The 24,727-nt window shown below is 55.2% G+C and carries 14 protein-coding genes and 1 tRNA gene; 7 read left to right on the forward strand and 8 right to left on the reverse strand.

Annotated elements, in window-relative coordinates; all coding sequences use genetic code 11:
• Window positions 1-138: 138 nt before the first annotated feature.
• On the forward strand, window positions 139-1,683 hold the full coding sequence (locus tag D2E25_RS03645; protein WP_125979701.1) for an RNA-binding domain-containing protein: 1,545 nt from the start codon (window positions 139-141) through the stop codon (window positions 1,681-1,683).
• Window positions 1,684-2,117: 434 nt separating this feature from the next.
• Here the strand turns inward: D2E25_RS03645 and D2E25_RS03650 are convergent, their stop codons facing one another.
• The 3 genes from D2E25_RS03650 to nrdD form a co-directional block, all read right to left on the reverse strand.
• Window positions 2,118-7,115 carry an acyl-CoA dehydratase activase-related protein gene (locus D2E25_RS03650; protein ID WP_125979703.1) on the reverse strand — a complete coding sequence of 1,666 codons (4,998 nt, stop codon included), beginning with the start codon at window positions 7,113-7,115 and terminating at the stop codon, window positions 2,118-2,120.
• A 229-nt stretch (window positions 7,116-7,344) separates the two neighbouring features.
• Window positions 7,345-8,052 (reverse strand): anaerobic ribonucleoside-triphosphate reductase activating protein, encoded by a 708-nt coding sequence (gene nrdG, locus D2E25_RS03655; RefSeq protein WP_125979925.1) that lies wholly within the window; start codon window positions 8,050-8,052, stop codon window positions 7,345-7,347.
• 366 nt (window positions 8,053-8,418) lie between these two features.
• Window positions 8,419-10,812 carry an anaerobic ribonucleoside-triphosphate reductase gene (gene nrdD, locus D2E25_RS03660; protein WP_125979705.1) on the reverse strand — a complete coding sequence of 798 codons (2,394 nt, stop codon included), beginning with the start codon at window positions 10,810-10,812 and terminating at the stop codon, window positions 8,419-8,421.
• A 552-nt stretch (window positions 10,813-11,364) separates the two neighbouring features.
• On the opposite strand from nrdD, the gene xseA reads away from it, so the two are divergent.
• Together xseA and D2E25_RS03670 are read left to right on the forward strand one after the other, a co-directional pair.
• Window positions 11,365-12,642, forward strand: coding sequence for an exodeoxyribonuclease VII large subunit (gene xseA, locus D2E25_RS03665; protein ID WP_420897312.1), 1,278 nt, complete (start codon window positions 11,365-11,367; stop codon window positions 12,640-12,642).
• An 84-nt stretch (window positions 12,643-12,726) separates the two neighbouring features.
• Complete coding sequence (locus tag D2E25_RS03670) at window positions 12,727-13,026, forward strand: exodeoxyribonuclease VII small subunit (RefSeq protein ID WP_125979711.1); 300 nt, start codon at window positions 12,727-12,729, stop codon at window positions 13,024-13,026.
• An 815-nt stretch (window positions 13,027-13,841) separates the two neighbouring features.
• Here D2E25_RS03670 and D2E25_RS03675 read toward each other — a convergent pair.
• Both D2E25_RS03675 and D2E25_RS03680 read right to left on the reverse strand, forming a co-directional pair.
• A complete protein-coding gene (locus tag D2E25_RS03675; protein ID WP_125979714.1) occupies window positions 13,842-14,045 on the reverse strand; it encodes a hypothetical protein in 204 nt (67 codons plus the stop codon).
• A 154-nt stretch (window positions 14,046-14,199) separates the two neighbouring features.
• A complete protein-coding gene (locus D2E25_RS03680; protein WP_125979716.1) occupies window positions 14,200-15,237 on the reverse strand; it encodes an endonuclease/exonuclease/phosphatase family protein in 1,038 nt (345 codons plus the stop codon).
• A gap of 581 nt (window positions 15,238-15,818) precedes the next feature.
• Between D2E25_RS03680 and D2E25_RS03685 the strand changes: the two genes are divergently transcribed.
• A tRNA-Arg gene (locus D2E25_RS03685) sits at window positions 15,819-15,891 on the forward strand.
• Window positions 15,892-16,032: 141 nt separating this feature from the next.
• Here D2E25_RS03685 and D2E25_RS03690 read toward each other — a convergent pair.
• The gene (locus tag D2E25_RS03690) at window positions 16,033-17,403 is read right to left on the reverse strand and encodes a DsrE/DsrF/DrsH-like family protein (RefSeq protein ID WP_125979927.1); all 1,371 of its coding nucleotides are present in this window, start codon (window positions 17,401-17,403) and stop codon (window positions 16,033-16,035) included.
• Window positions 17,404-17,832: 429 nt separating this feature from the next.
• Entirely contained in the window at window positions 17,833-18,642 is an 810-nt protein-coding gene (gene thiF, locus D2E25_RS03695) for a thiazole biosynthesis adenylyltransferase ThiF (protein WP_125979719.1), read from the reverse strand.
• 330 nt (window positions 18,643-18,972) lie between these two features.
• Here thiF and D2E25_RS03700 point away from each other — a divergent pair, with 330 nt between their 5' ends.
• Window positions 18,973-19,716, forward strand: a complete 744-nt coding sequence (locus D2E25_RS03700) for a DUF4391 domain-containing protein (RefSeq protein WP_125979722.1) — start codon at window positions 18,973-18,975, stop codon at window positions 19,714-19,716.
• 289 nt (window positions 19,717-20,005) lie between these two features.
• Here the strand turns inward: D2E25_RS03700 and D2E25_RS03705 are convergent, their stop codons facing one another.
• Window positions 20,006-21,178: an aminotransferase class I/II-fold pyridoxal phosphate-dependent enzyme gene (locus tag D2E25_RS03705; protein WP_125979929.1), complete on the reverse strand. Its 1,173-nt coding sequence runs from the start codon at window positions 21,176-21,178 to the stop codon at window positions 20,006-20,008.
• Between the two features lie 517 nt (window positions 21,179-21,695).
• Between D2E25_RS03705 and D2E25_RS03710 the strand changes: the two genes are divergently transcribed.
• On the forward strand, window positions 21,696-22,748 hold the full coding sequence (locus tag D2E25_RS03710) for a Gfo/Idh/MocA family protein (RefSeq protein WP_125979724.1): 1,053 nt from the start codon (window positions 21,696-21,698) through the stop codon (window positions 22,746-22,748).
• A gap of 66 nt (window positions 22,749-22,814) precedes the next feature.
• A complete protein-coding gene (locus D2E25_RS03715) occupies window positions 22,815-24,401 on the forward strand; it encodes a hypothetical protein (RefSeq protein ID WP_125979931.1) in 1,587 nt (528 codons plus the stop codon).
• Window positions 24,402-24,727 lie beyond the last annotated feature (326 nt).

Consider the following 24,727-nt stretch of genomic DNA (forward strand, 5'->3'; position numbering starts at 1 on the left):
CGGCGCGTAGCGACGCGACCGATCGGCTATACGAAAAACCGATAACACCCTAACCAGTAGCAGCACAGACACTCATGCACCCTATATTGTCTCATCGATGAATTACGATGAATTCATCGATGATATGAACGGGGGCCAATGATGATCCACCTCAGGGAAAGTGCAACAGTTGAGTTCAAGCAACAGTTAAACGATGCTGTCAAGCGGGAGATCATTGCGTTCGCGAACACTGAAGGCGGCGATCTGTATATCGGCATCGATGACGATGGATTGCCTCTAGGCGTTACTGACCCGGATGGGGTAATGGGTGCAGTCGGCGACATGATTCGCAATGCCATCAAGCCTGATCTGACACCGTATACCACTATTGCATGTGAATCAATGGACGATGAGAGTGGAACAGCGCACGCTGTTGTTCATGTCACCGTGCTGCGAGGAACGAAGCGGCCGTATTATTTGGCCGCTAAAGGGATGCGTTCTACGGGTGTCTTTATTCGTCATGGAGTCTCTACTGTTCCTGCTGACGAGGAACGCATACGCCAGATGATTAGGGATGCTGATGGAATGGTATTCGACACTGCAGTCAGTGTTAATCAAGAGCTAACGTTTGATTATGCGAGTGCAGTGTTTCAACGGCGACAACTGCCATGGGGTGAGCCACAGCAACGTTCGTTAGGGTTGATTAATGCGGATGGTTTGTATACCAATGCGGCAATGCTGATCTCTGATCAGTGCAGACATACTTTGAAATGTGCTGTATATCAGGGGTGTTCTAAAACGCAGTTTCTTGCACGCCAAGAATTTCAAGGTTCATTATTACAACAGCTTGATGAAGCAAATCGTTATGTAGAGCTCAATAATCCGGTGCGATCCGACGTTACTGGTTTATATCGGAATGATTCTTATGCTTACCCTCCTACTGCGCTTAGGGAAGCATTAGTCAATGCGGTAACACACCGTGACTATGACTATTCTGGTCCGACATTGATCAGTATTTTTTCCGACCGCACGGAGTTTGTGTCTTTAGGGAGTTTGGTTAAAGGGATTACTTTACCGGATCTCGCTAGTGGTATTTCGCAGTCGAGGAATACAACACTTGCCAATGTGTTCTATCGTCTGGAACTTATAGAAAGTTATGGCAGTGGTATTCCGAAGATCATGGAGGAGTACGCTAACAATAGCGTTTCTCCTATTATTCGGATTACGCCTGGAGCTTTTACACTCAGCCTGCCCCGGCTCGACACTCATCATGAGACTGGTGGCAATCATGCTGGAGGCTTATCACCAAACGATAATGGGCAGCCAACTATTGGGAATCGACTCCCGGCAGGGCCTCCTATTCACGTCGAAGGCAATGTGCAAACCGCTGTACTTTCAGGCTACCCAACGGGTCAGGGTACTGGAACACTCGAGCTTGTGCCAGCCGCCCGCACATCAAATATTCGTATGCCCGCCAACGTTGCCGACCATGGTGAAGTGGCGCAGCAATCATCTGCTCATACGTTGGAGAGTCTCACACTTGATCTCATTGCCAAAGCACAAACCGGTATATCGCGTATGGAGCTTCAACAAGAGCTCGGCATTAACAAAAACCGTGCCGCTTACGTATTACGCAAACTGGAACACGATGGCAGCATCATCTCCACCGGCACCGCCCGCAACACCCGCTACATCGCAGCCTAACAACACAGCCCGCAAGACTGCCCATAATTACAGAACACCGTCAGCGAAGCTGACTGAGCGGATTCGAACTATCGCATCTTTGATAAGACATGCATCTTATAGCAAGATGCTAACGCGCTGGCGGAGCCTCGGCTCCCTCGGCTAGGCCGAGCCGTTAAGAAAACAGTCCAGTGGACTGTTTTTAGGCGAGGAGCGAGCGACAGCGAGCCAGCAAACAGTCAGCCGCAAGGCTGTCCATAATTGCAGGACGCTGTCGACGAAGCTGACTGTGAGGGGACTCAGGCTACCGCATCCTTGATAAGACAGCATTAACTCACCGCAACACTGAACACGCTGGCGGAGCCTCGGCTCCCTCGGCGGAGGGAGCTGTCTGAGCGGAGCGAAGACTGAGGGAGCGTTAGGCGGCACGCAGTGCCGCCCATCATCGCAACAAATCAATCAGCCGCGGTCAGCTTAGAATGAGCTTTCTTGGCTGCCGCAATCATAAGCTTGATACGATTCAGCTGGTTCGCTTCGCTCGCGCCCGGGTCATAGTCGATGGAAACAATGTTGGCTTCCGGGTGAAGTCGACGAATCTTGCCGAACATGCCGCGGCCGGTCACATGGTTCGGCAGGCACGCGAATGGCTGCGCACAAATCACGTTCGGGCATCCCTGTTCAATCAGCTCCAGAATCTCAGCGGTCAGCAGCCAGCCTTCACCAGCCTGCACACCAATCGACGTAACTTCGGCAGCCTTCTTGACCAGTTCAGGCATTGGATCATCCTGCTTGAACTTGCCATGAGACATGGCGATCGCCTTCTTGATCGGCGCATTGTAACGGTCAAGCCCCCAGCGCATCAGCGCATACAGGGTCTTATTACCGCCCATGCCAAGATTATGCTCATTCCAATCCGTAATGTACGGGCGGGTTGTCATGAATTCCATAATGCCAGGCACTACGGCTTCGCAATCCTGCGATTCGATCACATCAACCACGTGATTGTTCGCGTCCGGCTGGTATTTCACCAGAATCTCACCAACCACGCCAACGCGCACCTTGCGCGGAATATCACGCAACGGCAACGCATCGAAGCTCTTGACGATTTCGGCAGCGAGCGTGCCATACGGCAGATAGCCCTTCTTCAACCACGGGGTCTTCGCCGCAGTCTTTGAATACCCGTGATGTTCGATCGTCTCGCGCACAATCGTGTCCCACTGTTCATACAGGCGGTTCGCGGAACCCTTCTCCACCTCGTATGGGCGCACACGGTACAGGCACTTCATCAGCAGATCGCCCAAAATCAGCGCTTTCACCGCGCGGTGCAGCATCGGCACGGTTGCTTTGAAGCCTGGATTATCTTCAAGACCTTGCGTAGAGATTGCAATCACAGGGATTTGCGGGTAACCAGCGTCAATAAGCGCCTTGCGAATCAAACCAAAATAGTTTGTCGCACGACACATGCCACCGGTCTGCGTAATGGCGAGCGCCACATGATCGGGATCGTATTTGCCTTCGAGAATCGCGTCGATAAGCTGCCCAATAACCATAATTGCCGGGTAGCAAGCGTCGTTATTCACGTATTTAAGGCCGGTTTCCACGTCCCCACGGCTTGCATGCTTGAGCACGTCGAACTTATAGCCGCCGGAGCGAATCACCGCCTCCACGAGCGACAGGTGAATCGGGCTCATCTGCGGAGCGACGATCGTGTAATCCTTCTTCATGTTCTTGACGAACTTCTGACGGTGCGCGTAACGGCTCATCGTGGCGTTATTATGCCCAGACTTGCCAGACTTCGCTGGCTGAGCGGATGCAGTAGTGCCGTCTGACTGCAATGCGCCGACTGCGGCTGCCGCAATATCGCGTTGAGCTGCCCTGCGGGAAGCTTCGCGCACAGCTTTAGTGAGTTTCGGATTCGCGGCCATCGTAGTATCAAGCAGCACTTGGCGGCCTGGAGTTGGCGCTTGCGATCCAGTCTTGCGGAAGCCTGTGGACTTGGGGGCTGTAGCCGGCGTGGAAGCACTGTCAGCTTGTTCGGCGCGCTCTTCGCGTACCTTTGCTTCAGCAGCATCGAGCGCAGCTTGCGCTGCTGCCAACTGTGCGCGCGCTTGTGCGAGCTGGTTTTCAGCTTCGCGAATTGCCGCGCTGTTCGCCGTATCCTGCTTGGTGGGCATTTCGCCAGCGGATGCAGCAGCAGTTATCTTGCGCTTATTGCGTTCGCGTTCTTCAACAGCGGCTTTGAGCGAACGCAAGCGAATCTTCGCTGCACCCAAGTTTGATACTTCGTCGATTTTGAGCAGCGTGTACACGTCGGCCTTGTCCGCGAGGATTTCAGACACCTGATCGGTGGTGATTGCGTCAAGACCGCAGCCGAACGAGTTCAACTGTACGAGTTCAAGGCCCGGGTAGGAGGCAACGAAGTGCGCTGCCGCGTACAAGCGTGAATGGTATGCCCACTGGTTGGTAACGCGCAGTGGCATGCGAGCCACGGTTACTTTGCGATCGTCAACATGACGGAAACCGTTCGCATTTTTCTTGCGCGGATCTTCTTCACCAGCGGCAAGGAACTCAGTGAGATCAAGTTTTTCACCAGGCTGCAGTTCGCACACTGAATCTTCAGAGAGTACGACCATGCCGAGCGAGCAAATGGTTTCCGGAATACCATGATTGATTTCCGGGTCAATATGGTAGGGGCGGCCTGCGAGCACAATGCCACGGCAATTATGCTCTTTCATGTATGCCAGAGCTTTCAGGCCTTCTTGCTGCACGTCGTTTTTGAATACCTTGTCTTCCGCGTATGCGGCTTTGACAGCGGTTTCAGCTTCTTCGCGCGTAACGTTTGCCCATGCGAATTCTTCAACAATACGGTCGACCATGAGCTCATGGTTCGCAAGGTTGAAGTATGGGTGCATGTAGCGTACGTCTGGGTCGCGCAGTTCGGGCATGTTTGCGCCGACGACGAGCGGATAGTTCGCTACGACCGGGCAGTTGTAGTGGTTGTCCGTGTTGGGTACGAGGTTGTCTTCGTAGCTTACGCACGGGTAGAAAATGGTTTTGATGCCCTTATTGAGCAGCCACTTAATGTGACCGTGTACGAGTTTGGCCGGGTAGCAAATGTTTTCAGAGGCGATCGATTCGATACCGGTTTCGAACAGTTCGTGCGAGCTACGGCCGGAGATCATGACTTTGAAGCCGAGTGAAGTAAGCAGTGTGAACCAGAACGGATAGTTCTCATACATGTTGAGCGCGCGCGGAATGCCGATTTCGCCACGGGTGGCTTTCTTGTCGGTCAGGCGGCGGTAGGCGAAGCAGCGCTTGTACTTGTAGTCGTAGAGGTTCGGACGGTCGGAACGCTTTTTCTTTGCGTCGCCACCGCGTTCGCAACGGTTACCGGTGACGAAGCGTGAACCGTCGGAGAATGTGGTGATAGTGAGCTTGCAGTGGTTTTGACACAGCTTGCACACGTCTCGTTCGGAGGTCATCGACATGTTGTCGAGTGCTTCGCCGGTCAGAATCGACGACTTGGTGTGGTGCACGCCGTCGATAATGATTTCGTTTGCATTCGCGGCAGCTGCTTCAACCGATCCACCATCCGCGGTCACATGTTCGTGATCGTCGTCAGCAACATCCTCATAGTGCATGCGTGCAGTGAGCGCAGCACCATACGCACCCATCAAACCAGCAATATTCGGGCGGGTAACTTCGCGTTCAGTCAACAGTTCGAACGCGCGCAGCACAGCATCGTTCAAGAACGTGCCGCCCTGCACTACAACCGTGTCGCCAAGTTCGCCAGAATCGCGCAGTTTAATAACCTTGTACAGCGCGTTACGCACCACCGAATAGCACAAGCCGGCGGCAATATCCTCGATGGAGGCGCCTTCCTTCTGCGCTTGTTTCACCGACGAGTTCATAAACACAGTGCAACGCGAACCAAGGTCGACTGGGTGCGTGGAGGCAAGCGCTTTTTGCGTAAACTCCTGAATCGTCAAACCCATCGACATAGCGAACGTTTGCAGGAATGAGCCGCAACCGGACGAGCATGCTTCGTTGACTGCGATCGAGTCAATCACACCGTCAGTGATGGCTAGATACTTCATATCCTGGCCACCGATGTCAATAACGGCGGTAACACCAGGGCTGACCATTTCCGCACCGCGATAGTGCGCCATGGTTTCTACCACGCCTTCATCCAAGTGCAGGCCGGTAGTGATCAAGCCTTCGCCATAACCAGTAGCGCAGGAGCGTGCAATCCACGCGCCTTCAGGCAATTCAGCTTGGATTTTCTTAACGATGTTGATCGCAGCCGTAAGCGGGCTACCTTCATTATTGGCGTACGAAGACCATACGATTTCGCGATCATCGTTCACGAGCGTGGCCTTAATGGTAGTTGACCCCGCGTCAATACCAAGGAAGTGAGGTCCGCGCGCGCCTTCTAGCGTGCCGATATGCACGTGTTCGCGATGATGACGCTTGTTAAACGCTTCACGATCCGCTTCCGTGGGGAACAGCGGCGGCATCGTAGGCGTATTAGACGGCAGGTTTTTGAGCTCATCCAAGCGTGCGAGAATTTCTGCACACGAATGCGCTTCAAAATGGTGACCTTCATCATCACTATCAATATCGGCTTGCAATGCGGCGCCGTACGCAACATACAGGTGCGCGTTGGTCGGCACAATAAACTCGTCAACTTTGCCGTCCAAAGCACGCTGGAACGCGGCACGCAGCTCACTCATAAAGAACAGTGGGCCACCCAGGAAGATAACCGTACCGTGAATTGGACGGCCGGAAGCGAGGCCTGCAATCGTTTGCGTAGCAACGGCAGTAAAAATCGACGCGGCAAGATCAGGCTTAGCAGCACCATCGTTGATCAGCGGCTGCAAATCAGTCTTAGCAAACACGCCGCAACGCGAAGCGATCGGGTACAGCGTCTGATAATCCTTCGCCAAATCGTTCAAACCGGAAGCGTCGGTGTCAAGCAATGTTGCCATCTGATCAATGAACGCACCGGTACCGCCCGCGCAGGAACCGTTCATGCGCTGTTCGGGCGTTGGCTTCAAATACGTGATTTTCGCGTCTTCGCCACCGAGTTCAATAATGACGTCTGCGGCTGGATATTCTTTGTCGATTGCCTCGGTTTCTGCGATAACTTCCTGAATAAACGGCACGTGCATGGAGTCCGCAAGTGCCAGACCGCCCGAACCGGTGATTGCAAGACGAATTGGCTCGTCGCCGCGGCCAAGCTTTTCGAGTTCTTTATGAATGTCAACAAGAAGACCAGCAACGGTAGCGCGCACGTTCGCATGATGGCGTCGGTAATCGGAGAAAATGGTGTCGTTTAAGGAGTCGGACTGATCGAGCACCACGGCTTTAACCGTGGTGGAGCCAATATCGAGCCCCACGCGCAACGGCTTCGTATCGCGGCTTGTCGCTGCGGTATTCGCTTCGTTCACCATGTAAACCTCTTTAACCGATTTCCGGGACGTGTCTTGCGAGTCGCAAGAAAATCGCGTATAGCCCGGCCACTCAAGTCCTTTACTTTAGTCGGACACCCCACCCAAGGGGCCTAAACTGTCTGCTCCCCTGGCGTGATTTTTCTAACAGTGGAACCAAAATTCATCACGATGTCGCATTATGTCGGATTGTCCCCGCACTACCCGAAACGCACTACCCGAAGCGCATTGTTCAGGAGGCTTGTGAGCCTTCTCCTGCTTCGCGATCCTTCAAATAAATCTCAGGAATATCACGTTCTTGATCATGCAATTTCGCCCAAATCACCGGCTCTCCCGAGGCAAAAGATGCAGGCACGTCGAGAATACGCTGATTGCGCGAGCCGCGGAATTGCAGGAGTGAATCATGCTGAGATTTGATATAACGCCCGTCTACCAGAATGTCGATAAGGTGCAGCAGTTCAAGCTTGTCTTCAGTCTCACCGGGGCGCATGAGCTCTTCCCACGTGTACCCCGTCCAGCACCAAATGTCTTTAGTATGGCCGAATTCCGCGCGAATACGCTGTGCGAGCGGTATGAGCACGGGTGTATTGAGCAGCGGTTCGCCGCCGAGCAGCGTGAGACCCTGCACCCACGGAGCGCGAAGGTCTTCAATGATTTTGTCTTCGAGACGCTGCGTGTATTCGTGACCAGCTTGGAAATCCCAGATGGATGAGTTGAAGCAATCTTCGCAATGGAAAGGGCAACCGGAGACGTACAGCGAATTGCGTACGCCTTCACCATCGGTGACGATGAATGTTTTATAGTCGGCGATCATGCGCTTGGACATGCGACGGCCATCCCACTGGCCTGCACGCGGATTATTCGCCTCATCAGTCGGAATCGAAGGTCCTCGCCCACTCTCCCCCGCCGCAAAATCATGCAACGTCAGCTTCTTATCCATCATCGCCTCTCAATCCCCTAGTCCAGCGTATGCCCCGTCTTCACGGAGAATTGCGGTTGGGGTCGGTTGGCGGATGCATCGTTCGACACGCTCCGGGCCGCTCTGGCCGAGTCTTTACGGTCGAACAATGCATCCCCCAACCGACTCCAACCGCTCCTTATAACCAATCAACAACCACCATCATCTCGCGACCACAATCCCCTCAACCACCCGTCGTTCTCATCCAATCGTAACGTTGAGCTGGAACGACAGCGACTGCCCTTACAGGCATGTTGTCTGACCGTAGGCTTGGCCGAACGGCCTTGAGTGTGTCAGACAACATGCCTGTAAGGGCAGTCGCGTACATAGTGATAGCAATAGCAGAAGTTACTTAGCCTCTTCGAACCATTCGCGAGTCGTGCCGTTTTCCAGCGTCACGTGGCCGGTTTCGCCGCTCATGTGCTTGACGCGGTGGGAGATCTCCTCGTGACGGCCGTGGACCATCGGGCGGGATACCGGGTTGCCGAGGTAGCCGCAGGTGCGCTTGGTCACGTTGCACTTGTCCGGGTCGGAGTTGCCGCACTCAGGGCACTTGAAGCCTTCGTCAGTTGGCTCGAAGTCGCCCTGGAAGCCGCACACGAAGCAGTGGTCGATCGGCGTGTTCGTGCCGAGGTAGCCGATGCCAATGTTGTAGGCATAATCCCACACAGCTTCGAGCGCCTTCGGGTTGTTCTGCAGGCACGGGTACTCGCAGTAGTTGATGAAGCCGCCGGAAGCGTAATACGGGAAGTCCTTCTCGTAGTTGAGCTTCTCCATCGGGGTTGGCTGCAGCCATACCGGGTAGTGGAAGGAGTTGGTGTAGAAGTCGTGGTCGGTCACGCCTTCAATACGGCCGAACTTCTCGCGGTCCATACGGTTGAAGCGGTCGGTCAGGGATTCAGCCGGCGTGGAGTACACGGAGTAGTGGTAGCCCTCTGCCTTGCTCCACTGCTTGCACAGCTCGTTCATACGCTTGACGATCGAGAGCGCGAATTCTTTGCCTTCCGGGTCCCAGCCGTGGTCGCGAATCCAGTTCTTGCCGTAGAAGACAGCGGTGGTTTCCGCCAGGCCGATGTAACCGAGCGAGACGGTGGCGCGCTCGTTCTTGAACAGCTGGTCGACGTTGTCGCCGGCGCCCAAGCGGCCGAATGCGCCGAAGCGGAACAGGGTCGGTGCGTTCACAGGCGTGGCTTCCTTGCAGCGCATGATGCGGAACTGCAGTGCCTGGTGAGCGACTTCCATGCGCTCGTTGAACAGCTTCCAGAAGCGGTTCTTGTCGCCGTGAGATTCGATGGCGATGCGCGGCACGTTGACGGTGACCACGCCGAGGTTCATACGGCCATCTTCCTCATCCTTGCCGGTTTCCGGGTTAATCCAACCCTGCAGGAAGGAACGGCAGCCCATCGGGGCTTTGAAGGAACCGGTGATCTTGACGATGTTCTCGTAGAACACGACGTCCGGGTACATGCGCTTGGTGGCGGATTCGAGCGCGAGCTGCTTCAAATCGTAGTTCGGGTCGCCCGGGTCGGCGTTCACGCCGTGCTTGACGGTGAACACGAGCTTCGGGAAGATCGCCGTGTGGTGTTCCTTGCCGAGGCCGCGAATACGGTTGAGCAGGATTGCACGCTGGATCTCACGGGAGAACCAGTCGGTACCGAGACCGAAGCCGACGGTCACGAACGGGGTCTGACCGTTGGAGACGCGGTTGGAGTTGATCTGGTACTCCATGGTCTGCATGGCGTCGTAAATGGCTTTACGCGTACGAATCTTGGCGAGGATTTCGCGCTCCTGCTCGAGTTCGTCAACGTCGGTGTGGAACGGGGTGTCCATCGGCAGCGGCTCACGGTTGCCGAAGTGCAGCTTGGACGGCTCGTTCTTCTTCGCGTTTTCGACCTGACGGCGCGCGAATTCAACCGGCATACCATCGGGGATGGTTTCGCGTGCTTCTTCAAGGAACTTCTCGTAGTCCTTGCGCGCGTACTGAGCGAGGTGCTCGTCGGCACGGTTGGCGGTCTGGCCACCGTACTGGCTGGAAGCCACGTCCTTCATGATCTGGGTGATTTGCGTGGCGGCGATCGCAATGGACTTCGGGGAGGCCATCGGCGCGTTACCAAGTGTGAAGCCGTTGGCGAGCATGTCCCAGAAGTTCGGCAGGCTGCAGTTGGACTGCGCGGTGAACGGCGAGTAGTCAGCGTCGTGGAAGTGAATATCGCCCTTCATGTGCGCGTTGGAGACGGCCGGCGGCAGCATGTTGAACGCGGCAGCCTTGGAAACAGCGCCAGCGAGCAGGTCGCGCTGCGTGGCATACACGTTGGCGTCCTTGTTCGCGTTCTCGTGGATGAGGGTCGGATCCTGGTTGATAAAGCGGGCGACGGCCTCGTTCACATCGGTGGCCTTGGCGCGCTGAATGTCCTTGTCGAGACGGTAGTTGGTGTAGGCGCGCGCAACGTCGTAGAGGTGTGCGTCGATGAGCGCGTGTTCGACGAGGTTCTGAATGTCTTCGATCTTGGCCGGGCCGTTGTAGCGTTCCTTGATTTCGCCTTCGACCTGGTTGGCGAAGCTGCGGATAAGCTGCTCTTCTTCGGGGCCAACCTGCTTGTCAAGATCGCCGAAGGCGGCCTTCACTGCCTCGATGATGTTAATCGGGTCGAAATCGACCACACGTCCGTCACGCTTCTCAACCAGCACTGCGCTTGTGGCGCGAGCGGTCGTCGTGGCAGCGTTCATCATCTGAGCTTCCATGGCTTGCTCCCTTTCCTCAACCGCCTCACCTGGCGGTTTTCATCCTCTTCCATGCCAAATCACATGGTTGTTCTTTCAAGATCCTTCGTAGACTTTACGACATCCCCACCCCTAGATATAGGGGCAAAACGCCGGCGCTCATCCTATATGTGCCACTATCGGCGGAATAGAGCCGAAATCACAAATGTGTGATTTACGTAATAGATTCTTTCCCAGCGTGTCGCGCGCGCATCCACACACTCGCCGGGCCGACGTGATATCGTAGCGTATTTTTCGCCTCGACACGGCCGGTTGAGCGACGGTTATGTGCGCTGCAGCGCGCGCCCTGTCGCGCTCCCAGTCACGTCCCTGAGCGCTCCCGGTCACGCGCCCGGTCACGCGCCCGGTCACGCTCCCGGTCACGCTTTGCTCACTCCCCTGTCATATCTCTACGCACTCTCTGTCGCGCGGCTCACCCTGCGCCGTACCCACTTGCGCATTCGCGCATGTTCGCCTCGCCGCACCCCGCGCTTGTCCGTTATATAAGCGAATCTGGAAGGCATGAATTGGGATATGGGATATACAGCGCCGGCAGCGCAGCCGACTGCGGGAGCGGGCATACCGAAGCCGCTTGATCAGTTGCCGCGACTCGCTGGCGAAACCACGGCAGACAATCCGTGGCCGGTGAGCGTGCTCAGTCAGAAATTCCATACGGCGGTTGATAAATGGCCGTCCGCGTGGGTGGCTGGTCAGATTACTGAAATCAACGTGCGCCGCGCCGGTTCTGCATATTTGACATTGCGCGACGATTTTGAAGACATTGCCATGTCTGTTTCCGGCTGGGGTGCGTTTGCCGCGCAGGCTGCACAGTTTAAGCAGGGCGATCGCGTCGTCATTCACGGCAAAGCTGACCTGTGGATGAAGTACACGCGGTTTAGTTTTAAAGGCGATGCGATTCGCAAAATCGGCTCTGGCGGCGGCCTCAAAGAGCAGATTGACGAGCTGCGTAAAAAGCTGAAAGGCGAAGGCTTATTTGACGCCGACCGCAAGGTGCCACTGCCCGAGTTTCCCAAATGCATTGGCTTGATTTGTGCCCCGCAAGCGCGCGCTGAAGGCGATGTGATTACGAATGTGAATCTGCGTTGGCCGTCGGTTCGGTTTAAAGTCAAGCATGCGCATGTGCAGGGCGCGCAGTGCCCGCCGGATATTATTGCGGCGATTCGCGCGTTGGATGCCGACCCAGAGGTTGACGTGATTATTGTGGCGCGTGGCGGTGGCGCGTTTGAAGATCTCATCGGCTTTTCCGACGAAGGCGTAGTGCGCGCAACTGCTGACTGTGTGACGCCAATTGTTTCCGCGATCGGACATGAGGATGATTGGACGCTAATTGATTTGGCGGCTGATTTGCGCGCTTCTACTCCGACTGACGCTGCGAAAAAAGTCGTGCCGGATGTGAACGAACAATGGCAGCTGATCACCGGCGCGATTGAGCGTATGCGAATGCGCATTGGCGCGCGCGTTGATAATGAGATTCGGCTCGTGGAAGGCTATGCGAACCGGCCAAGTTTGACGCAGCCGTTGACCATGTTGGAGCCACATCAGCGTTTTCTTGACGATGCTCGCCGGCGCATGGATATTGGTTTGACGCGCATTATTGACGATGCGAGTTTGACCGTGGAGAAACTGCACGCCAGTTTGACCGCGTTAAGCCCGCAATCCACGCTGAACCGCGGGTATGCGGTGGTACAAACCGCTGATGGGCATGTACTTGATGATGCTCAAGCCGTTACCTCTGGCGATGAGCTGACTGTGACGCTGAAGCACGGCGTGCTTACGGCGAGCGTTTCATAAATTGCATACGTTCGCTCACTTATGACGATGTAACGGGGTGCTGCTCCATTATTTGCACCTCAACATTTACGGAAGGAATTCATCATGACCGACAAGAAGACTACCGACGCTGCCACTCCTGCTTCCTCGCTGACTGATAAGGAACGCGAGCAGATCGCACAACTGCCGTACGAGGAGGCGCGCGATCGACTGATTCAAGCCGTGCAAGCGCTTGAAGCAGGCGGTTTGAACCTCGACCAGTCGATGCACCAGTGGGAGATTGGCGAAGCGCTCGCCAAGCGCGCGCAAAGCCTCCTCAACGACGTGCGCGCCAAGCTCGACGCCGCCCAAGCCGAACAAGCCACCAGCGCCGACACCGCTGGTACTCAGTCGAATCTCGACTGAGTACCCCTCGACCTCCATCCTCACTTCGCCTACGAACGCTCCGCGCTCGCTACACGGCTCAGCCCAGTCGAACCTCGACTGAGTACCCTTCGCGGCAAGCCGCTCACTTCGCCTACGAACGCTCCGCGTTCGCTACACGGCTCAGCCCAGTCGAACCTCGACTGAGTACCCCTCGCGGCAAGCCGCTCACTTCGCCTACAAACGCTCCGCGTCCGCTACACGGCTCAGCCCAGTCGAATCTCGACTGAGTACCCCTCGCGGCTTCACTGCGGAATCGCGCTTTGCGCGATACTGTGTTGTTTGGCGGCACTACCGTGCCGCAACGCTCCCTCAGTCGCGCTTCGCGCGCCAGCTCCCTCCGCCGAGGGAGCCGAGGCTGCCGCACCCTATTTGAGGTAGGTGGAGTTGCACTTGTGCGTATTGACAGTCTTGCGACTGCGGAATCGCTTCACGAGTGTTATTGCTGGCTCGCCTATCGGTGAGCACAGCGCCTAAAAACAGTCCACTGGACTGTTTTCTTAACGGCTCGGCCTAACCGAGGGAGCCGAGGCTAGCCGTACCCTTGATAATGCAGTGCATTGATTTACGGCACCACTAAACACGCTGGCGGAGCCGCGGCCCCCTCAGCTGAGGGGGCTGTCAGCCGTAGGCTGACTGGGGGAGTGTCGCGGCGCTATGCGCCGCCAAACAACACAGCATCGCGAAGCGATTCCGCCACCCCCCCCCAATACACAACAATCGGCGGTCATCTCACGCCGTTGTGAGCTAACCGCCGATTCTTGCGCAATTCGCGCGTATGGAATCCTTAACTATCCTCAGATTCCAAACACTCTCTTCGCGATCTTTTCGATCGTGTCGCCGCTCAGCTCGGCAGCTTCGCACTTGGTTTGGTTAATATGTCCAAACAGTTCGTCAGCTTCCTCATAGCTCAGCTCTTTGCCGGCTTCTTTGGCGATCGTCACGACTTCATCCACCGTTTGCGCGGCTGCCAGCTTGCTTACCAATGTCTTCTCGTCCATGAGAGTACCTCCTTATCAGTCCGCCATTGAACCGATACATTGTTAGGTGTAATCGCGTCTGCGAGGAAACGCAAGTGTTTGGGCGGTTCTGAAAACATTGTCTGAAAACATTGTCTCCAAACCGCCCGCCGGCACTCTCCGTTTTTTGTTTTCCCTACTCCCCTACCTCAATTGTGCCTAACAGTGCAGCATGATCGGAGCCTACAATCCGTACCACTTGCATTTGCCCAGCGTTGATGCGTTGATCAATCACAATATGATCAATGTCCGCAAACCGTGGAATTGGCGCTTTATCTGCCGGCCACGTAAACGTGAACCCGTGCCCTGAGCTCATTGTCGCATCGCGAAAACGCGTGCCTAAGAATGCGCGGAACGGCGTGTGGTCCATCGTCGAGTTGAAATCGCCCATAAACACGTATCGGTCATCCGTTCGCGAGCGCATGAGCGCGAGTTCGTCGAGCGTTTGCCGCCACTGCTTCCAATATCCTGGTTTTGGTGAAACCGTATGCACGGAGACGAATCGTATTTGTGCTTTACCGTCGCCGAATGAAATCGTTCCCCCTGGCATGAATGAGGCACCGGAGCCGACTTCATCATCCACGGGGTGGCTGAGCGGTGTTGCAGACCACAATCCGTTGCCGCTTTTGCCATCTGATGAGGAGATTTGCGAATACGGCAGGTAGCTGTGAATTCCCGCATTGTTCAGCGCGTCAATAAACTCGTCGGTTGTTTCTTGCAATGCGAGTATTTCGACGCGCTGGTCGCGAACGGTGTCAACGATGGCTTGCGCGTCGGCTTGCCCTTTGTACACGTTGAAGGTCATCACGCGCGCGATCATGTCACTGGTGTTGGCGCGCGTGGCTGAGATTGCTTCAGCGTCGTTGGCTTGCAGGGTTGATGCGCCGCTGAAGAATGGTTTTTGCCACCATACTTGCCCGCCAATGACAGCGATCGCAATGAGCATGGTGAGCCAGCGACGTGACACGACGGCCAGCAGTAACGCGACGATGGCAAGCAGCGTAAACCATGGAGTTAATGCCACGACGACTGGCATGTATGGTAACGCTTGCAATCCTTCGGGTAGCATGCGTGAGCAACTGCCGAGAGCGGCGAGTATTGCAAAAACTGTGGCAAGAAAGCCCAGTATGCGATGACGATGCTTGGCTGGATTTGTATTTCGCGCTGATTGCATATTTCGTGATGATTGTGCTTGGGAACGTTGTCTTGGGGAACGTTGTCTTTGGGAACGTTGTCTTGGGGGCCGGTTTTCTTCAGCTGACATTGCGCGTTCGACTAACATTTGTGACGCGGAGCGTGACCGGGAGCGCGATGTACTGCCGCGACCGGGACCAGTGGATCCTGCTCGATTGGATCTCGCTCCTCTCGATCGTGATTGTCCGCGCGCTTGTGCCATGCCATCATCCCCGTCTGTGTATGCGGTTTGTATATACGTTGTATATACGTCGCCTGTCAACCGTCCATACGATACCGTGCGATGCCGTAGCGCGACCATCGTCCGCGCGAATCATTGCCGAATCATCGCGCAATCCACACCGAACTGTCGCTAATCATTGCCAAACCGTCGTCAGCTGTCGCCATATCGATCTTGCACTATCGCCGATTTCGGTCAGTTTCAAATCAAATTGAGACTCAGTCCCACGTCAATCGCAGCCTTATAAGACTTGGATTGCAACTGAATTGCAGTCTAAGCCGCGGCATTCTCAGCGCAAACGGAGGTTTTTGGCCAGTTGGCATGTACAATAGACGATTGTTGCCCGGGTAGCTCAGGGGATAGAGCACCGCTCTCCTAAAGCGGGTGTCGTCAGTTCGAATCTGATTCCGGGCACAATAAAGTCCCTGGGGCTACTGCTCTCAGGGACTTTTTACTTTCTACCACCGTTGTGTGCATATCCGGTTCATTCGAATACCCCCTTAGGCTCCGCAGTGAACCGGATATGCACACAAACGCGCAGATGCTATTGCAGGTCTACACGAAGAGGCTCATGTCGGAGGTTTCGCCGGAGCCGAGGAAGGTAGAGACGCCGCCGAGTTCTACGCCGTCGATCAGTTCTTCCTTGTGAATGCCCATAATGTCCATGGACATTTGGCAGGCGACGAGCCGCACACCGTGGTCAACTGCCTGTTGCATCAATGATTCAAGTGATTCTACATTTTTGGATTTCATAATCCAGCGAATCATTTTTGCGCCAATACCGCCCATGTTCATGCGGCTTAACCCGAGCTTCTTGGTGCCGCGCGGCATCATCATGCCGAACATGTGCTCGATTAATGATTTGCGTACGCGTACATGCTTGGGTTTGCGTAGGATATTCAACCCCCAGAAGGTGAAGAATACGGTGACTTTGCGACCCATTGCAGCAGCGCCGTTCGCCATGATGAATACGGCAATGGTTTTATCGAGATCACCACTGAAGACTACGAAGGTTTTATCGTGGCGAATGTCTCCACCGTCAGGATTTGCAGCGGTTACGGCAACGTTGGCAGAGCTGGCAACGTTAGCAGATGCAGCTGCAGCACCGGCTGCCGAACACGCGATAGCCGGTTCTCCTGGCTTCGCAGCTGGCGCAGTTTTGTCGATGATGACATGAATAACGCCGGTGTCATCACGGTTTAATTCGACAAGTCGATTACCAGTACGTTCACACCACACGGCGATATCAGAGAGGAACGCATCTTCGGTGGCTTCAGCGGTGAGACGCGTGCCGATCGGCAGTGGGCGTAGCGTGTCAGCGATTTTTACAATCGGGCCTGGGCATTTGAGCCCTTTAGCATCAACGAACACGTGTTTGCCGGTCTTTGAGTCAGCGGCGCTCCCGGTGCTATCGGTTGCATTATCAGTTGCATTAGCTGTATCAGTCGTACCGTTCGAAGCACCCGCGCTATGTACTGACAGCTGCTGCGCTGCAACTGGGATGTTCACAGCGGCAGTATGCGCAGAGTCAGCGTTCGCACTAGCCGTGTCTCCAACATTTGTAGCTTCAGAGGCATTACTGTCTTTGCCAGACTGCTCTTGTTCGCGCAAGTATTCGCGGTACGCTTGGAAGCCGCCATCAAGATTGATGGCGTCATAGCCTCGATCGGCAAGGATTTCCGTGACTTCTTCGCTCCAGTCCCCCACTCGGCAGAATACGATGACCGGCTTATCTTGAGGCACTTGGCTAAGGCGCTTGCCAATTTGGTTAAACGGAATATTGATTGCTCCGTCAATGCCGTGGACCAGTACCTCGTCGGGCTCACGCAAATCAAGTAGGGTTACTGTGGAAAAGTCAAGGGCCGCAAATGCTGCCGGCGTGATGCGTTTGATATCGTCGTCATTGGCAGCAGCACCAATTGGCAATCCTGCGTTTGCGCCGCTTCCCGGTTCGTTTGCCACGTCCGTCTCCCTTCATGTGCACTCTTGTGCACTCTCACCACGCATGTTGTCAGCTACTGCCCTTAATGGCAACGTTCGCTCTCATGACATCGATTGTTGCCACGCACTGTAATTGTCACGATGCCAACGTTTACTACTGTGACAACGTTCACGAGTTACTACCGCACTGACACACTATTATGTTCGAGCGTATGCCATGCCACGGTCGGGCGCAGCGAAATCGCTATAGGCATTGTCGATAACCAGCTATCATCCCTCGCGCCAGCTATCAGACTCCCCTCTTCTTCCGCCACCGTTCTACAAAAGTGTGCATATCCGGACCACTAAGGCACTCCTAACAGCTCTCAGCAGACCGATTATGCACACTATTGAAGTGTTGCGCCCAATCGAGGATTAGATCTCGCAGGCAGGTTGGATATAGTTTGCCGGGTCCAACGTGGTGATAGTTGGATGATCACCGCATACTGGGCAGTCAGCTTCGCGTTCAGGCAGCGGCACCGCGCGCACGCGCATCGAGAGCGCGTCAACAGTGAGCAGCCGCGCAACCAGCGGTTCACCCAAACCAAGGATGAGTTTTACAGCCTCGACCGCTTGCATACTGCCAATTACGCCAACGACCGCACCAAGCACACCGGCTTCTTTACAGCTTGGCACTTCGCCCGCCGCGGGCATATCGCGGAAAATACAGCGATAGCACGGGCCACAGCCTGGCACATAATCCATGAGCTGGCCCTCAAAGCGCAGTGCGCCACCGTATATATATGGCTTACCAGCCAGTACACAAGCGTCATTAATAAGGAATTTGGTAGAGAAGTTATCAGCAGCGTCGATCACGAGATCATAGTCGGCGATCAACTGCGCAATATTGCTGGCTTCTACGCGCATATGGTACGCGCGCACGTCCACATCCGGGTTCATATTGTGGATTGTCTCACGTGCAGATTCGACTTTTGGTGTGCCAACATCGGCAGTGCCGTGCATGATCTGCCGCTGCAAGTTCGACAGGTCCACCACATCATCATCCACAATGCCAATAGTGCCCACGCCCGCTGCCGCCAAGTACATTGCGCAAGGCGAGCCCAAGCCGCCTGCACCAATTACTAGCACTTTGGCCGCAAGCAGTTTCTTCTGGCCGCGCACGCCAATCTCTTTCAAAATCAAATGCCGCGAATACCGCTCCAATTGATCATCCGTAAAGGCCATATTCATACCCTTCCGCTCACACATGCCGTGCTTGCATGGCACCCGTTCATTGCGCGAATCATGCCGTTGACTGCGATCGCATGGTGCAATCGACGTTGCAGATCGAGCCATTCGTAACGCTTCCCTATTGTTCCATATGATGAGGTCGATGCCAGCTGCTGTGCGCGCCTCGACTACGATAGTGCGCAATCGACGGATGCGAACGGTTCCACGAATAAGAACCTAGTCATGCGTGAGAACGTGTTCACCGGTGAAATCGTAAACACTCATGAAACCGTAAACACTGAGCCGCACGCATACGCTGCTATACATAGGCCAAAGGAGGCCGATATGACTACTCCAACCGCCGCACACTGCGGTTCCGTCTCAGCACTAACACTGGGATTGCCCACTCGCACGGCAATTCCTGAAGCTAAAGGAAGCCTACCGAAAGGACTGTTTGTAGCCAAAGTACCAGTTTCCGCCAAGCTCAAGCAGCGACTCACTAACGATATTGCGTCGATTACGATGCTTGCTTTGCTGCGCCCCGCTAACACGGGTGTGCAAGCAGGCACCAAAGTGCCAGAAATACTCGTGTTGGGACTGCGACTAGCCGATCGCACCCCAGCTGTAGAAGTGCCCGCGGAAGTAATCGACTTGATTGCCGACCAGCGCGGCGGATCTGGCATCGTGTTTGTATGCGTGCGCGAAGGTACGTTCGAAGGAGCCGCGCGCGAAGAATGCGCACTAGCCGTACGACGCAATGTGCCAGTTAAGCCGGGTCACCAGCCGATTACTAAGGTGCATGCTGGAGCGTGGAAGCCGGCGGGCGAAGCCACACTGGAGTTGCCTGAAGATCCCAGCACTGTGACGATGGATGAGTTATGGAATTGCCTGTGCGCACAAGCAATTTTGGATTCTGCCGACGGCACGGATTTGGATGCGCGTATCGCATTGCGCGATCGCCTTATTGAGCTTAAAGCATTGGAAACAAAGCTTACGCGCGATCATCAGCGCGCAAAAAATCCCACGCAGCGCAATGAGATCTACGCAAAACTGCATAAAGTGCGCACTCAGCTCGCCAGCCTGAAATAAATCGTTAGTTGCAAGCCAGCACCTTGTGACCACACTTTGTAACCCACACTTTGTAACCACACTTTGTGACAGGGAGCGTGACGCGGCGCGAGCCACGCCACGCACACCATCATGAGTACCACCGCGAAAACCGCCCCGCAGTAGGCCTCGCTGGATATCACGCTTTTCTGCCGAAAACCGCGTAACGCTCCCGGTCACGCTCCGCGTCACAACATGACATCACCTGATGGGGTGCGCGCTCAAATTACGGGGCGCAGTTCGATGCCACCCCAACGGCCCTACTTAGTCCTTAGTTGCGCAGTGAGGCGACAAAACGTCCGAGTCGTTCCAAGCCTTCGGCTAGTGCTTCGCGCGATGCCGCGTACGATAGGCGCACGTGCGTATCCGCGGTGGCTGGGCCGAAATCGCGGCCAGGAGTGAGCGCAACATGCGCTTCTTCGAGGGCACGCTCGCAGAACGTCCACGCGTCCAAACCTGTGTCCGCAATACGGAAATATGCGTAGAATGCGCCGTTCGGCTCCACTTCCAGCGGCAGGCCAATACGTTTCAGACCCTCAACCACAATGTGCCTGCGCGCGAGCAACTCCTGCCTGCGCTCCTCACACACTGCTAACGATTGCGGCGTAAAGCACGCGAGCGCCGCATGTTGGGTAGGCGTGTGCGCGCACAGGTAGTAGTTAGTCGCCAGATCATCGACGGCTTTGATGGTGTATTCAGGCACAACTGCCCAGCCGAGTCGCCAACCGGTCATGCCGAAGAACTTGGAGAAACTATTGCAAATGATTGCATCCGGGTCGGCGAGCAGCGCAGTTTTTACTTCGCTACCGTCTGGCTCGCGGTCCGCAAGGTCAAGATAGGTTTCGTCGATAATGCGCCATGCGCCACGCTTGCGAGCGAGCGCGCACGTGTCGCGCAACACGTCAAAATCAATGGTGGTGCCGGTCGGGTTGGATGGCGAGGTGATCATCACCGCTTTTGTACGCTCGCTCCACGCGCGGTCAACGAGTTCAGGGTTCAAATGAAAACGTGTAGCAGCACTGGTTGGTACGTTCACTACTACGCCTTCAAAAGAGCGAATCAGCTCACGGTTGCACGGGTACGACGGGTCTGCGACGATGACTTCGTCGCCGGGGTCAACGGTAAGCGCGGTAGCAAGCAAGAGCGCTGCTGAACCACCTGCAGTAATGACGATGCGTTTGGGATCGATGTCAACATGATGACGTTCGCAATAAAAGTCGGCGATTGCGCGGCGCAGTTCAGGCAAACCCAATGCTGCAGTGTATGGCAGTGCGCGACCATCATACTGTTCGCGCATCGCGTCGCGTACAGCAGGCGGCGCACCGAAGTCTGGTTCGCCGAGGCTGAGTTTGATGACATCGATGCCATTGGCGATCATCTCGTCAGCACGCTCACCGAATACCATTGCGCGGAATGGCTGAATTTCTTGCGCGCGACGCGACATTGCCGGTCGAGGTGCCTGCTCAGCCGCACCGCTTGTAGTCTTTTGGGCTTCTTGTACTCCGCTCATATTCACACCTAGCATTCTTTCTGCGACTCGAATCATTGGCGATCGCACACTGGGCACTCGCCACGTGCCGCATCAGCGCGTCTTCATGACATCGTTATCGATACGACTGAGCGAGAACCAATTCTGTTCGTTCGTTCCGCCAACGATTGTAGTTTGTTTGCACTTCACTCGCCCATGCCAGTCTCATGCGCAAGTCTGCAACCCAAGTCTGCAATCCATGTCAGCCCCGCGGATTCGCACATGCCACTACAGCACCGTCAGCATCGCCGCGTAGCACAATCACATCGCCGCAATCCCCGCAAGCACCTCGAACGCTCACCGCTCAATCTCACAGCGCAAAACTACGCTCCTATCCTCTGCGCTTTCTACACTGGAGACGACACGGCACACGGGTGCATCATTGCACTCGTGTGCACACGCAATACCAGTACGCACAGCACAAGGAGGAGCGATGAGCGGATTGAATGGCAAGCGCGTCGAAGCTGAAGCGCAAGGCAGGCAAGTTAAAGTCGCGATTTTAGGCGCGGGCGGCATCGCGCATCACATGGCGCAAACGTTGTCCATGATGACAACGGATGCACGCTACTCGTCACTTATCGAACCGTATGCAGTGGCCGCGCGTAGCAAAGACCGTGCGGAAGCGTTCGCCGCACAATACGGTATCAAACAAGCATATGGTTCATACGACGAGCTGCTTGCCGACCCGGCAGTAGATTTGGTGTATATCGCCACCCCGCACAGTTTGCACGCTGAGCAGGCTATTGCGTGTATGAAAGCTGGCAAGAATGTGCTGGTTGAGAAATCATTTACTGCAAACGCTCAGCAAGCCCAACAGGTATTAGATACGGCGCAGGCTACTGGACTGTTGTGCACGGAGGCGATTTGGACCCGCTATATGCCGTCGCGCGCCATTATTGATGAGATCTTGGCAAGCGGCGAAATTGGTGAAGTGAAATCGATTTCTGCAAACCTTTGCTACCCGGTATCGCATAAGGCTCGTATGACCGATCCGGCGCTGGCAGGTGGCGCGCTGCTCGATGTTGGCGTATATCCGCTGAATTTCATCGACATGGTAATGGGCGGTCATGGCGCTACGCCAATCGACCACTTTGTTAGCTCAATGGCACCGTATGCAACTGGCGTGGATGCGCAGAATACTACGACGATCTACTATGAGAACGGTGTCATGGCGAATGCGGCTTCATCAATGTTGGCATCTTCTGATCGCGGCGGCTACGTGTGGGGTACGAACGGCTATCTGGTGTGCCAGAACATTAACAATGTGGAAGGCGTAGACGTGTACGGCCTGGATCACGCGCTGCGCCGGCATATTGACATTCCTGCGCAGCTCACCGGCTACGAGTATGAGGTTGCGGATGCAGCGAATGCGATTTTGGATGGTCGCACGCAGTGTGAGGCGATGCCGCACGCGGATACGCTGCGCATTATGGAGCTGATGGATCAGATTCGCGCAGCATGGGGATTGAAGTATCCGTTTGAGTGACGGGTGGCGTTACCCTGTTACGACGCGTACGACGCGCGTGTGAAGAATTGAGGAGATGAGATGACGATGCGTGATTCCGCCGGCAAGCGCACTGTGAAAGTGGTGAACCCGCGGCAGGAGCTTGACGACTTGGTGTCGTTTGTGAACACCGGGTGGTTGGCGTCTGGCGAGTTTGATGGGCCGACGTTTCTGTGGAATCATCTCATCTCCGACGCTTCTGCATCCGATGACAGTGAGCGCAATAATATGCCGGTCGCTCCCCCACGGGATGCTGACACCGTAATCAGCATGCCGATGCAATGGTATTTTGATGCGATTGCTTCAATTGTGCCCACGGCACAGCGCACGGATGCAAGTGTGGAAATGCCGCGCAATGACATGCCAACGTTTCGACTTGATTCGCAAGCGCTCTCGGGCGTGGACGCAGTAGTGGGCAATGCGTTGATGAGCACGCGTTGGGTGGCTGCTACTGCAAACCTTGCCAAAGCTGTGGAAGTTACTGCGCGATTTGTGGGCAATGTGGCTGACCGCGACAATGAGGGGTTTGATTATCTGAAAGAGCTGATTCAGAACATTCGCGTGTACATGGATTCGGTGGCACGCAATGCTCAGCCGCAGGATGGTGAAGAGGCTCTGCGCCTGATTACCCAAGTGGCGTGTAATGAGGATTTTCAGCTTAATTCGATGCAAATGGTGGAGTTGTTGGCGTGCGGCTTATCGTTTGCGCAGTGGGATGATACGCGCATGTTCGCGTATGATGCGTTGAATCGCGCACTGGATACGATGGACCGTTTTGCGCGCGAGGCGCATATTAATACTGTAGACAGCTATACGGGTAGTGATGATGCGCAGTCTGAAATGACGAACGATGTCAGCAATGCGAACGGTACCAGCAGCGCAACTGATACTGGCAATGTAAACGACATCATTAGCGCAAACGATGGCAACAGTGCAACCGATGCCAATACTGCGAATACTCTTGACCCTGATATGTCGGCAACTGATATGGATGGGATTCGCCGTCAGACTATGGCGATCTCCGCACACCAGCAGTTTGAGCAGGCGATTCTGTTTTTGCGTCATGATCTGATGCGCGTAAGTGGAGATGCGCAGGATGCTGACGATTTTCTGTTGCAGCATCACGATACTGAGCCGCTTGCGGACGCGTACGTGGCACGGTTAATTGCAGCAGAACGTTGGGAAGATCTGATTGATTTCATCAATCTGGTAGAGCATGATCGACCGAACCAGTACACCGTGATGTTCCCTGAAGATCTTGTGCCTTACGAGTGGGAGTCGCTGCGTGAGGCGGCGCTCGAAGCACTTGGCAAATGGGATGAATTGCGCGCAATGTATCGTGAGCGCATTGTTGAAGCGTATGATCCTTCCGACGAAGAGGCAATCACCAAGCTACGCGCAATCAGCAATAGCAACAATAGCAGCAATGGCAACGGTCGCAGCAATGGCAACGATGGCAGTAGTTGGGCGGAGCAAGTGCAACGTATCGTGCATGATTACGCCGACGGTCAAGGCCGCTACGCGCGCAATATGATCTATGAGCGACTAATGATCAGCGAACACTTGCACGATGAAGCCGCCCGCTACTGCCACAACTTCCCCGACGCCGCCAGAGATCTAGCCGCATTGCTATAGCACGGCTATTTCTCAACCATCCTTGCAGCCAGATTACAGTTGCCAGCACTCTGGTATTTGCGGGCTTGCCTTGCGAGCAATATTGTTAGCCAACTATCAGCAGCATCCACATCCATACTCAAAATCGGCCGCTTCGCTACCGCGGAATCGCGCTTCGCGCGCTGCTGTGTTGTCGCGGACAGCCTTCGGCTGACTGTACTGTTAGCGGCACTTGCGTGCCGCGACGCTCCCTCAGTCGCGCTTCGCGCGCCAGCTCCCTCAGCCGAGGGAGCCGAGGCTCCGCCAGCATCATAAGCGTTGTCATAATTTACCGTGTTGCCTTATCA

The organism is Bifidobacterium goeldii (assembly GCF_003951095.1).
Lineage (GTDB): Bacteria > Actinomycetota > Actinomycetes > Actinomycetales > Bifidobacteriaceae > Bifidobacterium > Bifidobacterium goeldii.